15 protein-coding genes, 2 tRNA genes and 2 riboswitches are annotated in these 13,940 nt (G+C 41.8%); of the genes, 2 read left to right on the forward strand and 15 right to left on the reverse strand.

The genetic code is table 11. The annotated features are described in order from the left end of the window. Window positions 1–6 precede the first annotated feature (6 nt). The 4 genes from IT392_03130 to IT392_03145 form a co-directional block, all read right to left on the reverse strand. Window positions 7–1,056: a sigma-70 family RNA polymerase sigma factor gene (locus IT392_03130; protein MCC6543480.1), complete on the reverse strand. Its 1,050-nt coding sequence runs from the start codon at window positions 1,054–1,056 to the stop codon at window positions 7–9. 21 nt (window positions 1,057–1,077) lie between these two features. Beyond that, window positions 1,078–1,154: transfer RNA gene (locus IT392_03135), tRNA-Pro, on the reverse strand. A 191-nt stretch (window positions 1,155–1,345) separates the two neighbouring features. After that, window positions 1,346–2,449 carry an alanine dehydrogenase gene (gene ald / locus IT392_03140; GenBank protein ID MCC6543481.1) on the reverse strand — a complete coding sequence of 368 codons (1,104 nt, stop codon included), beginning with the start codon at window positions 2,447–2,449 and terminating at the stop codon, window positions 1,346–1,348. Continuing rightward, window positions 2,446–2,733 carry a hypothetical protein gene (locus tag IT392_03145; protein ID MCC6543482.1) on the reverse strand — a complete coding sequence of 96 codons (288 nt, stop codon included), beginning with the start codon at window positions 2,731–2,733 and terminating at the stop codon, window positions 2,446–2,448. Before IT392_03145 ends, ald begins: the two co-directional genes overlap by 4 nt. Window positions 2,734–3,139: 406 nt before the next feature. Here IT392_03145 and IT392_03150 point away from each other — a divergent pair, with 406 nt between their 5' ends. After that, window positions 3,140–3,334 carry a hypothetical protein gene (locus IT392_03150; protein ID MCC6543483.1) on the forward strand — a complete coding sequence of 65 codons (195 nt, stop codon included), beginning with the start codon at window positions 3,140–3,142 and terminating at the stop codon, window positions 3,332–3,334. An 84-nt stretch (window positions 3,335–3,418) separates the two neighbouring features. Beyond that, window positions 3,419–3,640, forward strand: a complete 222-nt coding sequence (locus tag IT392_03155; GenBank protein ID MCC6543484.1) for a hypothetical protein — start codon at window positions 3,419–3,421, stop codon at window positions 3,638–3,640. Window positions 3,641–3,655: 15 nt separating this feature from the next. Here the strand turns inward: IT392_03155 and IT392_03160 are convergent, their stop codons facing one another. The 11 genes from IT392_03160 to IT392_03210 form a co-directional block, all read right to left on the reverse strand. Continuing rightward, on the reverse strand, window positions 3,656–4,957 hold the full coding sequence (locus tag IT392_03160) for a HAMP domain-containing protein (protein ID MCC6543485.1): 1,302 nt from the start codon (window positions 4,955–4,957) through the stop codon (window positions 3,656–3,658). Window positions 4,958–5,069: 112 nt separating this feature from the next. Then, on the reverse strand, window positions 5,070–5,747 hold the full coding sequence (locus IT392_03165) for a response regulator transcription factor (protein MCC6543486.1): 678 nt from the start codon (window positions 5,745–5,747) through the stop codon (window positions 5,070–5,072). Between the two features lie 230 nt (window positions 5,748–5,977). Beyond that, a complete protein-coding gene (locus tag IT392_03170; protein MCC6543487.1) occupies window positions 5,978–7,813 on the reverse strand; it encodes a TonB-dependent receptor in 1,836 nt (611 codons plus the stop codon). Window positions 7,814–7,831: 18 nt separating this feature from the next. After that, the gene (locus IT392_03175) at window positions 7,832–8,578 is read right to left on the reverse strand and encodes an energy transducer TonB (GenBank protein ID MCC6543488.1); all 747 of its coding nucleotides are present in this window, start codon (window positions 8,576–8,578) and stop codon (window positions 7,832–7,834) included. Further along, window positions 8,572–9,417, reverse strand: coding sequence for an ABC transporter ATP-binding protein (locus IT392_03180; protein ID MCC6543489.1), 846 nt, complete (start codon window positions 9,415–9,417; stop codon window positions 8,572–8,574). Before IT392_03180 ends, IT392_03175 begins: the two co-directional genes overlap by 7 nt. Next, complete coding sequence (locus tag IT392_03185; GenBank protein ID MCC6543490.1) at window positions 9,414–10,439, reverse strand: iron ABC transporter permease; 1,026 nt, start codon at window positions 10,437–10,439, stop codon at window positions 9,414–9,416. The genes IT392_03180 and IT392_03185 overlap by 4 nt, the downstream gene beginning before the upstream one ends. A 44-nt stretch (window positions 10,440–10,483) precedes the next feature. Then, on the reverse strand, window positions 10,484–11,434 hold the full coding sequence (locus tag IT392_03190; GenBank protein ID MCC6543491.1) for a cobalamin-binding protein: 951 nt from the start codon (window positions 11,432–11,434) through the stop codon (window positions 10,484–10,486). Window positions 11,435–11,528: 94 nt separating this feature from the next. Then, window positions 11,529–11,727: riboswitch (cobalamin riboswitch) on the reverse strand. A 62-nt stretch (window positions 11,728–11,789) separates the two neighbouring features. Next, window positions 11,790–12,476 carry a hypothetical protein gene (locus tag IT392_03195; GenBank protein ID MCC6543492.1) on the reverse strand — a complete coding sequence of 229 codons (687 nt, stop codon included), beginning with the start codon at window positions 12,474–12,476 and terminating at the stop codon, window positions 11,790–11,792. Then, window positions 12,477–12,556: riboswitch (cyclic di-GMP riboswitch) on the reverse strand. Between the two features lie 60 nt (window positions 12,557–12,616). Further along, complete coding sequence (locus IT392_03200; GenBank protein ID MCC6543493.1) at window positions 12,617–13,150, reverse strand: hypothetical protein; 534 nt, start codon at window positions 13,148–13,150, stop codon at window positions 12,617–12,619. Window positions 13,151–13,164: 14 nt separating this feature from the next. Further along, window positions 13,165–13,240 (reverse strand) — tRNA-Asn (locus tag IT392_03205). Between the two features lie 91 nt (window positions 13,241–13,331). Further along, window positions 13,332–13,922 carry a GTPase domain-containing protein gene (locus IT392_03210; GenBank protein ID MCC6543494.1) on the reverse strand — a complete coding sequence of 197 codons (591 nt, stop codon included), beginning with the start codon at window positions 13,920–13,922 and terminating at the stop codon, window positions 13,332–13,334. Window positions 13,923–13,940 lie beyond the last annotated feature (18 nt).

The raw sequence follows: 13,940 nt of genomic DNA on the forward strand, positions 1-13,940 counted from the left end.
CCTTATTTATAATATTTCATCTTTCTTTATAGATTTTTTTGCAATAATCGAACGGAGTTTACTGAGAGCCGATGACTCAATCTGCCTTATCCTTTCCCTTGTGAGACCGAATTCAGGACGATTCCCAATTTCTTCAAGTGTCATAGCCTCCTGCCCTTCCAGACCGAATCTGAGACTAATTACCTCTCTTTCCTTTTCTCTAAGCAGTTTGAGCCATTTGTCAATCTCTTCCCTCGTGCTGATGCCTTCTGCAAACTGTGAAGGAGACATTATAGTGTCATCTGCTATAACATCCATAAGTATATTAGCTTCTTTGTCCCCTACAGGCGTCTCGAGGGAATATGTCCTCCTGATAAGCTTCTTAATATCTTCTACATCTTCAGAAGGGGTATTCATTTTGTTGGCGATCTCTTTAATTGAGGGTTCTCTTCCTAACTCCTGAATGAGCATTTCTGAGGTTGAAAGAAATTTGTTTATATGTTCAGCTACATGTACCGGGAGTCTGATGGTCTTGGTCTGATTAATGATGGCCCTTTCTATTGACTGTCTGATCCACCATGAGGCATACGTGCTGAATCTGAATCCCTTGGAATAATCGAATTTCTCTACAGCCCTCATAAGCCCTAAATTGCCTTCTTCAATAATATCTGCAAGAGGAAGTCCCCGGTTTAAATATCTCTTTCCAATATTAACGACAAGTCTCAGATTAGCTTCAATCATGTGATCCCTGGCCTTCTCATCGCCGTTTTCTACTTTTGCCGCAAGGCGCTGCTCCTCCTCAAATGTAAGAAGTGATGTCTGGCTGATCTCATGAAGATATGATCTTATTACGTCTAATTCAATGCTGTTTTCGTTATTGACTGACTTCTCATCACCACCATCAATGTCATCATCTTCAGCCCTGAAGAAAATAGTATCATTTTCGGTTTCGCCAGGTTCCGGCGCTTCTAAGTCTTCATCCAGATCTTCCTCTTCTGTCTGCTCCTGTTCGTCAGAAGTTTCATCTTTTGATTTCTGTATGATATTACCTGTTTTCTTTGATTTTGGTTTGCCCATGATGATAATCCAAAGTTATTATGGTCGGGGCGAGAGGATTTGAACCTCCGGCCCCATCGTCCCGAACGATGTGCGCTACCAGTCTGCGCTACGCCCCGACATTTAGTTTACGTTGAAAAGCACTCATCTGCGGCGTCAGACGGGCAGATTTGAGATTCAACGTACCATAAAGTACGCCTCATCTCAAATCTGCCCGTCTTCCTTGCAGCTAAGCACTTTTGAACGTAAACTCCTTCATGCTGATGCTGTTTTTTATTGATCCTTATAATAATTGAGCGGGGTATTGTTGTCAACTGAGCGGCTCGAGGCGGAGGCCGAAGGCGTTGGCTACTCCGTCGCATGTTACTCTGCCTTCTGCTATATTTACGCCCTTTGCAAGTGCCGGATCCTCTTTGACAGCTCTTCTCCACCCGAGATTGGCAAGCTTAATTATATATGGTAAAGTCGCACTGGCCAGGGCAATGGTTGATGTATGCGGGAATGCCCCGGGCATATTTGCAACGCAGTAATGAACCACCCCCTCAGCACAATATACCGGATCAGAATGTGTAGTCGGCCTGGAGGTTTCAAAGCAGCCTCCCTGATCAATAGAAACGTCTACGATGACAGATCCTTTACGCATCTTTCCTACGAGATCCCTGCTTACAAGATAGGGCGTCTTTGATCCTGGTATCAGGACGGCTCCGATAACTATATCAGACGACAACACTGCCTTTTCGATATTCTGTTCATTTAATGACAGCGTCATGATCCTGCCTTCATGGATATCGTCAATGTATCGAAGATTCTGAAAACTTTTGTTAAGCATAACAACCCTTGCTCCAAGACCCGCAGCTATTCTGGCTGCATTCTGCCCGACAGTTCCTGCACCAAGAATCGTCACTTTGCCGGGCAAGACACCTGGTATTCCGCTGATAAGAATGCCGGAGCCGCCCTGTGACCTTTGCAAATGGTAAGCGCCGGCGATGGACGCGACTCGTCCGGCAATCTCACTCATCGGAATCAGTAGCGGAAGTGAACCATTCTCAATCTGTACTGTTTCATAGGCAATTGCAGTGACGCCACTGACGATTATTGCTTCAGTAAGAGCACGGTCTGCTGCGAGGTGTAGAAATGTGAATAACACCTGTCCGTTTTTAAGCAATGAATACTCGTTCTTGATCGGCTCCTTGACCTTTACTATCATCTCTGACAGGTGGAATAATTCCTCCGCTGAATTGACTAAAACTCCACCGGCAGTGTTATATTCATCGTCAGATATGCCGCTTCCAATACCAGCGCCTTTTTGTATAAATACAGTATGTCCGTATCCCGTTAAAGTCTCGACACCGGCTGGAACCATTGAAACCCTGAATTCCTGGTCTTTAATCTCCTTTGGAACACCTATTTTCATTTGTTGTTCTTATAAGGAAATATCAGATGAATCTGCGTCTTATTTATATTGATAAAGTCTGAAATGTATTTTAATTGTCCATCTGACATAGAGAAGCACTCAGCATTAATAACAGGTACAAAAGAATCGGAATCACTTCCTCCAAGTGTCCTGTTCAAGTAATCAGTAAGCCTTCCACTCTTAGGGATGAACACGTCTCCAATTATCTTATAATGATAAGTAATAATGATCACCCGCATTTTTTCCTTGTCTACGTGAAGCGGTCTTTTTTTCTCTGGTTCCACCTTTAGTCCCCCTTTTATGTCTATTGTCACTCTAAATAAAACACATATAATAATCAAGTAAAAAATGGTTTAATACGTCAAGATATCCCGATAATTAATTTTCTTATTTTAAGTCAATGTGGAATATCATATCTTGGCATTATAACATTTATAGCGGGTATGGTTTAGAAGATATAGAGGGGGTAATATCAGAGGGAGATGTTATATGTGCTGCCAATAAGTTTGCAAAAGAGAAACAAGCCATAATTGTTGCAATGACTACAATTATGTGGCAATGGTTTACCTGTTAATAACAGCAATAATTCAAAGGCATTTAATATAGCAATGTAATCGAGTAGTTATGCAGCTACCGCCACCTGGTTAGGAACTTGAATTATAATAGTATTAAGGGAGGCACAACATTTCGATGGTCAAAAAGAGACATTTAATAGTAATACGAAATGGGATGAGTGGGATTGCTACTATAGAGCACCTTCTGAAGAAGACAAGGGACTTTAATATCTCAGTCTTTGGATCTGAATCCTATGTTAATTACAACCGGGTCATGCTATCCAATGTGCTTTCAAGGGAGTATGTTATTCCTATGACACCCTTCTTATAGCTACGTTGTACCGCGTGCTTTGGGTGTGTCATAACTACAGATGAACTCAGAGTTATTGCCGATGTCGCAGACAGGTATGAGGAGGTGCTGGACATAACAGCTGTTTTTTTGCAATACTACAGAGAGAACGGAAGATGGACAGAGAGGACCAGTAATTTCATTGAGCGGGTAGGGATTGAGCACATCAGGGAAGAATTGTTAGAAGATAAATCCGGTAAAGTTGTCAATTTAAGGAACCGCATGAGACAGGTTGTTGAAGTATATAAAGATCCATGGCCTGAAGTCAGAGATGATACATTTGTGTGATTAATTCAGCACCATCTAATTATTTAGATTATAGTTTTTCGGTAGATAAACCCTGAATAAACTCCCCTTTCCAAGTTTGCTTTCCACCTCAATCCTTCCGCCATGTGACTTTACTATTGCCCTTACTATGGACAGCCCAAGGCCGCTTCCTATGGTCTCTCCACGGCTTGCATCTACCCTGTAGAACCTGTCAAAGACCTTTTCTTTGTCTTCCTCCGGTATACCGATACCGGTATCTTCGACATCTATAACTGCATCACCATTTACTTCTTTTATGTGAATATCCACTGTTCCTTCCGGCCTGTTATATTTGATTGCATTCTCAACGATGTTTGAAAAAACTTCGGCAAGGCCTTCCCTGTCGCCAGTTACAAAAACATCATTGACAGCATTGTTTATTTTTATCCCCCTGCTTGCAGCGGTTGGTTCTACCATTTTTAAAATACCTTCAATCAGTTCTTTAAGGTTAACCTTTACGGGTTTAAAACTAATTGCGTTGCTGTCAAATCTTGATATCGTCAGTATTCGGTTGATTATATCGCACATCCTGTTTACAGCATGACTCATTTTGTTGAGAACGTCCTTGTAGTCGTCAACTGTCCGATCCCGTTTCAGTGTTATGTCACAGTAGCTTCTTAAAATTGATGTCGGAGTTCTCAACTCATGGGAAGCGTCAGACAGAAACTGACGCTGCTTATTGAATGAAATCTCAAGACGATCAAGCATCTTGTTAAAACTGTATGCCAGACCTTTCAACTCATATGCGGACTCCTCTTCGTCTACCCTTTTGCTCAGGTCCCTTTCTGATATATCGTCAATTCTGTCAGCGAATAATTTTATAGAACGCAATGCCCATGCTGTTATAAGGAACGTCCCGGCTCCGCACAATAGAAATATGACAGGATAAGTTATTATGACTATTTTCCTGAATGAGCCTAATAGCGTGTAGGTGCCTTCAAGTGAATCAGCAGTCTGTAAAGTCAAGATTCCCTGAGAAAATTTGTAATCTGCACTGACTAAACGTATTTGGATGTTGCCGGGTCCTATAGAAGTTTCAGAAAGCGAAGTCCCAACGTTAAATCTGACTGGTAAGATTTCCTCTGCAAGACCAAGGGAAGGTGAACGGGCAAGGATTATGCCGTTTGAATTGACTACCTGATAATAATGTCCCGAAAGCTCTTCTGCGTAAACTCCCTGTGCCGAATTAGACAACTCAATAAGTTCCGTCTGCAATTGTCCATGATCATCCTCGAGTTTAAGCAGACCGGCAATTGTGTCCAAAGTAGAACTTAAGTGCTGTTCTGTCTGGTAAATCATGATATTCTCCAACTTAAAGTAAAGAAAAACCTCCAGGCTGGTGAAAACGAGGGAAAAGATTATTAAAAAAAAGATTACTAATTTTAGCCTGATAGAGTTAAACATAGATGACTTATTTCAGTTTGGATTTGAGTATGTAACCGGCCCCGCGAACTGTATGAATCAATTTCTGTTCATGGTCCTTATCTATCTTGTTGCGAAGATAATTGATGTAGACATCCACAACATTGGAATCCATATCACTGTCTTCATTATATATATGCTCTACTATATCTGTACGTCCTACGACAGTGTCTTTGTGATAAGCCAGGTATTCGAGCAGTGCATATTCTCTGGCTGAAAGTGTTACCGGGTTTCCGCCTCTCAAGACCTCATGAGTAGAGGTATTTATCTCAAGGTCAGCTATGCGAATTACAGATTCTTTTACAGAAGACTGGCGTCTGATCAGTGTACGTATTCGAGCCAGGAGCTCGTCAAAGACAAATGGCTTGGTCAGGTAGTCATCAGCCCCTGTATCAAGACCTTTGATCTTGTCAAGTATAGCATCTCTTGCCGTAAGAAGGACAACCGGTGTAGAAATTCCTTTTTTTCTGATATTGCCAAGCAGGGTCAGACCGTCAATCTTCGGAAGCATTATGTCGAGGATAATTACATCAGCAGGATAATTTTCGGCCATATACTGACCCTCTTCACCATCATTGGCCTCGTCAACTATATACCCCTCTTCCTCAAGGCCCTGTCTGATGATAAATGCAAGGTCCTTCTCATCTTCAATTAATAAAATACGCAACCGCTGGCCCTCCTTGTAACCGGAACATCACAATTATACACACTATTGCGATCATAAAGACCGCACTATATTATGTGTAATATTACTACAGCAAGGGTTCCGGTTACAAGGGCTGCTGCCAATTCAAACAATCCGCTCTGCAAATGTTCCTGTCTCATGGCTTCCACCTCTCTTTTCTGACTCTTATTATATAAAGTGGAAGATTAAGACATAATTAAAATCTGCCTGAGTTACAGTGAAATTTTAATGCCCCAATATGTGGAAAATCCGGCAGTGCCATATCCTTTAGCCTCTTCGTATTCTTTGTCAAAGAGGTTTTCTATTCTGCCAAAGAGCTCAGCGCCCTGCTTGAGTTTATAACTTGCAAATATGTCAAACTTTGAATATGCCTTTAAGGTTTCAGGTTTACCATCATAGTCAGCGTCGAAATCGAACCTTTTACCCGTGTGGAGATATTTTATGTCAAATACGCTGCGGCTGGAGGGCTTAATGGTAAATGTAGCACCATATTTATTCAGTGGCCTTCTTAAGAGATAGGTATTGGTCTTTTTATCTTCTGTTTCATCATAGGTATAATTGCCATTGATATGCAGGACCGTTGATAGGTCCCAATCAAGATTTGCCTCAATACCCTTTGACGTTGCCTCGCCGATATTCTTAAGTGTTCCATCCCACTGAATCAGGTCTGTAAAAGTATTCTCATAATATGTCAAAGAAAATAATGAACTGCTGAAAACCGTCTCCTCAAATCCTATTTCCCACCCGGCATTTTTTTCAGGTTTGAGGTCAGGATTGCCGAATCCAGGCCAGAAAAGGTCATTCAAGGATGGGCCATGAAAACCAGTTCCATACTGGGCATGCCACTTCAATTCATTTGTCTGATTTATGGTTGTACCTACCCTGTATGTTAATGCATTCTCATATAATCCGCTCTCATCCCACCTTAATGCGGCAAGCAGGATAGCAGAGGGATTCAGTCTCCTGTTGTCCTGTATATATAGCGCGTTATTGTTGAAAGACTTGCGATATGTCCCGCCGGAGGATACAACACCGCCACCCTTGTTTTGCCGCTCGTAGCCAAAAGTAAGTTTATTCCCATCACTGCTCGTGATATTGACATGCCAGTCAGCGGTAGTTACACTTGTGTCTATATTGCTTCTGTTTTCAGGTGTGTCCTCATCAAGCCCTTCAATCCTTTCCTGTGAATTCGATATGGAAAAACTGTTATCCCAATTACCTGGCATTGAATTTAATACGTTAAACCCCAGGAGACTCCATCGTCTGTTTGTCCTGTTATTCAGGTCGTCGCTTGCTGCAAAAGTGGTATAGTCAAAGCCGTCTATCTCAGTCCTGGCTTCAGTGAGCTGAGCAGTAAAGCCCATTGTCATGCCTGGACGATGAATCCCTATCTTCGAGGATATATTAGTATTTTCATAACCGTCATTTTCTGAACCGGATGCTATAGTTGAGAAGCCCTCAGTGTCAAAACGGGAAGCTGTGAGATTTATGTCATAGAAGTCCTTCCTGATACCGGTTGAAATACTTTCCTTTGTTGTCCCATAGCTGCCCGTCTCGAAAGAAACGGTGCCGCCGGTGACTGACCCCTTTTTAGTGAATATCTGTATTACGCCACCCATAGCCTCAGATCCGTAAAGGGTGCTCATTGGACTGCGTATAATCTCTATGCGCTCGATATTATCTACTGACAGGTCAGCAAAATCGAACAGTCCGGTTGTCGGACTGTTGACCCTGATGCCATCTATCAGTACCAGGGTGTGTGAAGAGTTAGCGCCGCGAATGAATACAGTGGAAGCCTTTCCAGTACCTCCCGGCTGAACTACATCAAGCCCCGGTACATTACGTAATAAATCTGATACGTTTGATATTCCAGATTCATTTATGTCCTTCTCTGTGATTACGGTGACTGAAGCCGGTATGACTGATCTGGGTAATGCAGTAGTTGAACCTGTCACTATTATTTCATCCAGGCTTACACTTTCAGCAAAAGAATGTTTTGCAATTAATATACAGAAAATTAAAGTTACAATAAATAGATGTTTGCTCATTTACCCTTTTCTCCTTATTTAGTTGCTGAGTTTGTATGTAATAGGCACTGCAATATCAAGTTCCCGTAACTCCTTATGCAGATTTGTAATCTTCCCTATCATTTTGATAGTTTTGATGCCGGCATCATCCAGGATTTTTGAACCTGATGATTTCGCTATATATATACTGGAAGGAATCCCATCCTGTCCTATATAGAAATTTATGTAGACTGTCCCTTCTATCCCTTTAGACTTCGCAATTTCAGGGTAATATTTATGTCGTTCGATCTCCTTTCTGATTCTTTCACCAAAAGCATTAATATTATAGCTGTTGTCCCCCTTATTACCCCCGTTATCAGAAAGCCCGTTACCCCCCCCTGTTTCGCTGCTTACTCCCATCTTAACGTTATCATTACCACTTTCAACATGGTCATTCTGAACCTGTTGAAGGCTTTCCTGCCCATCCGTCAATTGAGCCACTGATATAAGTTCAGGGTGATCTGCTCTATTTTTGTCGTCCCCTGAGAGTATGGTCTTCATGTTTTTTTTGTCAGTATTTACAGCAATAGATTGACTGGCAGGTAATGACCTCCCTATATGTATCATTTTATTCTGATTAACAGGATTAATGACATCAGGGATATAACCCCAAATTACCATGTCCTGATGGACTGCCACAGAATTCCCGATCACATCATCAGGTATATACGCAATAACTGCCGCAACTGCCAAATGTGCTGCAAAGGAGAATAATAATGAAATGATCAGTATCTTCCTGTTCAACATTTGTCTTTACCCCATATTGACCTTGTACCGGTTAGACCATGATATTTAACGGAGGCATCCAATGGTATAAGGCTTACACGAGGCGTGCCGGATGCAGGGTTATTGTCCACGATTACATTACAGCCGTATACGTTTCTGATATTTACCTCTGTTATGACTTCATCGGGGGTGCCCATTGCAGAGATCTTTCCTCTGTTTATCAGCATTATTTTGTCACAATACTGACTACCTATGTTCAGGTCATGCAGGGAGGTTATGATCGTCATCTTCCTTTCCACGTTTAATCTTGATAGGAGGTTGAATATCTCCATCTGATGACCAATGTCTAAGGATGTTGTTGGCTCGTCCATTATCAGGATATCAGGCTCCTGAGCCAGCCCCCTCGCTATAATTGCCCGTTGTTTCTCACCCCCGGAGATATCTGTTATGGGCCTGTCTCTTAATGAATATATCCCTACACATGACATTGCATCAGTAACTACTTTTTTGTCATAAGTGTCTTCAAACAATTTTCCCTTAAGATGCGGATATCGTCCCATGGAAACAGTTTCAGTAACTGTATATGGAAAAAGAAATGAAGACTCCTGCGGGATAAATGAGACAGTTCTCGACAGCTCTCTCCTTCCCACCTTACTGATATCTGTTTCTCTGAAGTATATTTGTCCGGCCTGAGGTGCGAGTATCTTTGATAACAATTTCAGCAGCGACGATTTCCCGGAGCCGTTAGGACCTATGATACCAAAGAACTCACCATCACGAATCTCGAATGAAACATTTTCTATTACCCATTGACCTGAATATTTGAAATAAACACTGTCGGCCTCATATGCAGATTTCATATCAGTCTCCGTGTCCGAAGTAAGTATAGAAAGAAGGGGCCGCCGGCTAATGCGGTTATTATACCAACGGGGATCTCTGCAGGTGAAAGCAGCGTCCTTGCGACTGTATCAGCAACCGCAAGAAAAACACCTCCTCCTATCATCGAAACAGGCAGGATGAATCTGTAATCATATCCGGCCAGCAGACGAATTGTATGAGGGATCATGATGCCTATGAAACTTATTGGACCGCATATTGATACAGAGGCTGCAACCAGAAGTGCCCCGCCAACCAAAACCAGTTTTTTGATTCTCTCGACATTCAGGCCAAGAGTAGCGGCTGTATCATCATCCATGGTAAGTATATTTAGTGACTTTGCCTGCGAAAACAAAATTAATGCACCGATAAAAGCGAATATAAAAGCTGCTAAAAGTGTTAAATAGTCCGGCGAACTTAGATACCCCAATAACCAAAATAAGATCTTATACAGGTTAAGTGAATCGCTGATTGAAACGACCATCAGAATCGCGGCAAATATTATTGCATTAACCATGACGCCTGAAAGAAGCATGGTATGAGGAGGAATCTTATTATCAACAGTACCGAGTCTGTAAACAATATACAGTGTCAGCATTGCTCCGGCAAATGCAAATACCATTGTTGACGATATTCCAGCTATACTTATAAATACGCCTAAATAGAGTGATACAATTACGCCTAATGCAGCTCCACTCGAAATTCCAAGAACATATGGATCGGCCAGAGGGTTCTTAAGTATGGCCTGAAATCCAGCGCCAGCGGTTGCGAGGGCGCCTCCCGTAATCAGTGCAAGTATTATTCTGGGAAGCCTGACCTGAAAAAGGATTGTTTTAACCGTTTCTGACTGAATATTACCGGTGAAAAAGGACTTAAGCCCAATAAGTGCATCATAGGGTTTTAATGCATCTGAGCCATATAATAATAAGGCCAGCGATACAATAAGAGAAAGTAAAGATAAGATGGATATGGACGAGATCCATCGCTTTAAGGTTAATGTTTGCATGATAGGAATAGAATCTGATTTGTTGCTGATTTATACCTGTCCTTTCATTGTAATGGTTTTTTCTTAATACCTGCTTTGTTATTGATATCCGGATTATTGCGGATATATTCATGTACCTGTTCAAGTCCATCTATAATCCTTGGTCCCGGTCTGCTTACAATATCCGGATCAATTGTATACACCATACCGTTTTTTATGGCCGATATACCTCCCCATCTTTTCTTCCATCCCTGAAGTTGTCCTATCAGGTCAACAGGTACAATAATAACCTCCGGGTCCTTCAATATTAGCTCCTCCATATCTATGCGAGGATAGCGAATGGGTGAGTCTGATAGTACATTAAACCCGCCTGCAGTGAGGATAATGTCATGAATAAAACTCCCTGGACCTGCCGATATTACAGGGTCTGTACTGATAAGGTAAATTACCCTCTTTGGCTTGCCAATAGATGCCTTTTTTTTAATTGAATCAATTCGCCGGGTTAGTGAAGCTGTAATTTCCCGGGCCTCCTTTCTCTGACCTGTTACATCTCCTATAGCAGAGATATCATTAATCACATCATTAATATTATGAGGATTTAAAACATAGGTCTTTATATTCATTCGTTCAAGTTCATCCACTATTTCAGGTTTGTTCCCTTCTGTGGTTGCAAAGACGATGTCAGGCCTCATTGAGATGATGTTTTCGATGTTCGGGCTTATAAGCCACCCTACCTTAGGCTTATCTCTTGCCTCTTCAGGATAGTCACATAAATCTGTGACGCCTGCGATTTTATCTCCTAATTTCAGAGAAAAAAGGATCTCGGTAATGTTAGGTGCAAGCGAGACAATTCGCTCAGGTCTTTTGGAGAGTTCAATCTTTCTTCCTGTACCATCCGTAAAGGTTTCGGCACAAATGTAAGATCCTGAAAAAAGAAGAAGGTATGCAACGAGGAGAATAAATATGCTGAGTCTTCTGATGTGAACAGGAGCGCTTACGAGTTTCATGATAGACATAAAAAATCCCCAAGGCCAATGATAACGACCCTGAGGATTGCACCCTGCTTCTTCACCCAAAAGGTTAGACTATGCAACCTCTCGTCCGGAGGTTACAATACTCTGTAGTTCAGGCAGGTCTTCTGGTTTATGGATCAACCTACTGACTGCGCCTTCCCGGGAGTCTCAACACCCCAGTGGCAATTCGCAGCTATCGTCCCCATTCACAGCGGCGGGACCACCCCTGATTTCCACAGGGTTCCCTCTTGGCTTAGAACTCATCATTCAAGCACACCTGATTTATACTGTATACTTATAAAGCAGATAATGAGTATCTGTCAAGTTATTTTATTAATTAGATAGTGCGTTACTTGAGTCAGAAGGAGACCTTAACATGAAAACCAATTGCATCTTTATCAAATGTCAGAAAGGGGATAACAGCGTCACTTCCTGAATAGACCCTGTAACTATTAAGCATAGACTGAGTCACAGCCGCTGCCAGGATGGCATCTTTGCTTAAACCGGTCTCTCGATGAAGGATATTTGGGTCAGAATCAATATTATCTTCGTTAAAGTAATATGCATAAACTGAGTACCACAGAAAGTCAGTTCCACTGAAAAATAGAAGTGCCTTATTGTAGGTCGTCGGTTCCTTCCGGAACCTGTGAAGGGCATATTCGAAACTCATGTTAGCACCAACTTCACCTCCAAGTGCAAAGGAGGGATAAGCATTTGCATCAATTTTACTTGTAGATGTATAGCCAAGGAACAGGTTGTTTTTTCGTTTGTTTAGAAATGATACTGAAATCCCCTCAGCACCGACCGAACTTCCTACTATTGCATGTCCATACTCATGAACAGTCAGGTTAGTTGCGAATGCTGTTCCAACCTGAATTATGTCAATTATCCCTGATTCAAAAGCCTTAACCGGTTGTGCGGCCATTAAGGTGATCATTATGATGATGCTTAGAACTACCTTCATTTTTCCCCTCGCGGCCGAAGTGGGGAAATAAAAAAGCCCATTACCACCAGATGGGTAATGGGCTTTAGGTCCATTAGACACTTCGGCTGCCCCGCTACCCTCATTTATGAGGGCCGGTGGCTATGCGTCCTACCGTTGCCGGTAGTTTGCTCTTATCGGTGGTCATTCGTTTATGTAATTTACTTTTTTATTTATACCATATATTCAGCTTATGTCAAACACTATTTAGAGTAACCATATAGAGCATCTGAGTTTGCAAGTTCCACAAAACGCTCAAATGATGCGTTTGATTCAAAATATAAGATCCTGCCTGACGCATCAGAATAGGCCACAGCATCAGCCTTATCAACAACCCTGCTGGTAAGGGGATCTTTCGAATACAGCAGAGACGAATTCTCCTGTAAGTTAAACCGATATTCTTTTCCACTGGCAAAATACTTCTTGCCATTAATAATAACGGCATCCTGCTGTTCACCGGTGAAACGATTCGTTACCATATTAACTTCACTTGAATCAACCCTGTTTAACCACATTTTTGCCGGGACGTTTTTGTTGATATTTACTGCGTAATTATTCTTGAGTGATATTAACCGTTCATGTGCATAATAATTCTGCCTAACAGACTCCAGCACCAGAATGGCATTAGAATCAATTGCGTCTTCAGCCGCATAACTGTTGACAACAAAGCATACGGATAGAGCGGCAGATATTATTAGTGCCTTCTTAATTAATGATGTGAAATTATTTTTTTTCAATACACTCCTCCCATTGGCTCCCCGGGCAGGGCTCGAACCTGCGACCTAGCGGTTAACAGCCGCTCGCTCTGCCTATTGAGCTACCGGGGATTATCAGCTTAAAACCGTCATATTATATATAATTATTAATATATAAGTCAATTGCTTTGTCGAAGGGTTAACAGACAAAATCGTGTCATTTTCATTCAATGGATTCTCTTAACTTTCCTATTACTTCTCGAGTCACTTCCTTAAGAGTTTCAAACACCCCTTCACCATTAACGGCGGCAGCCTCAAAATAAGGTGAGCTTCTGAAGTTAATAATCCTGTCTATTTCTTCAACAGGAAGAATGTTTGGGAGGTCCCTCTTATTATGTTGAAACACAATCGGGATATGGTTAACATCAATATTCTGCTCAAAAAGATTCTTTTTCAGGCTGTCTAAACTTTCGATGTTAGCATCCATCCTCTCTATCTGAGAGTCTGCCACAAACACAACTCCGTCCACTCCTTTTAAAATCAGCTTCCGGCTTTCGTCATAGAAAATCTGTCCAGGGACAGTATGTAGATGGAACTTCAGTTTAAACCCATTGAGGGTACCAAGATTAATGGGAAGAAAATCGAAAAATAGTGTGTGTTCTGTCTCAGGGGATACGGATATTAATTTCCCCTTACTCTCGGGATTGGTATTGTTATAAATATACCGGATGTTGGCTGTTTTGCCGCAAAGTCCCGGTCCGTAATAAACAACTTTACAATTTATTTCACGGGTTGAGTGGAGAATGTTTGACATAAATGGGTTTATTGATCC

This window comes from Nitrospirota bacterium (assembly GCA_020846775.1).
GTDB lineage: Bacteria > Nitrospirota > 9FT-COMBO-42-15 > HDB-SIOI813 > HDB-SIOI813 > RBG-16-43-11.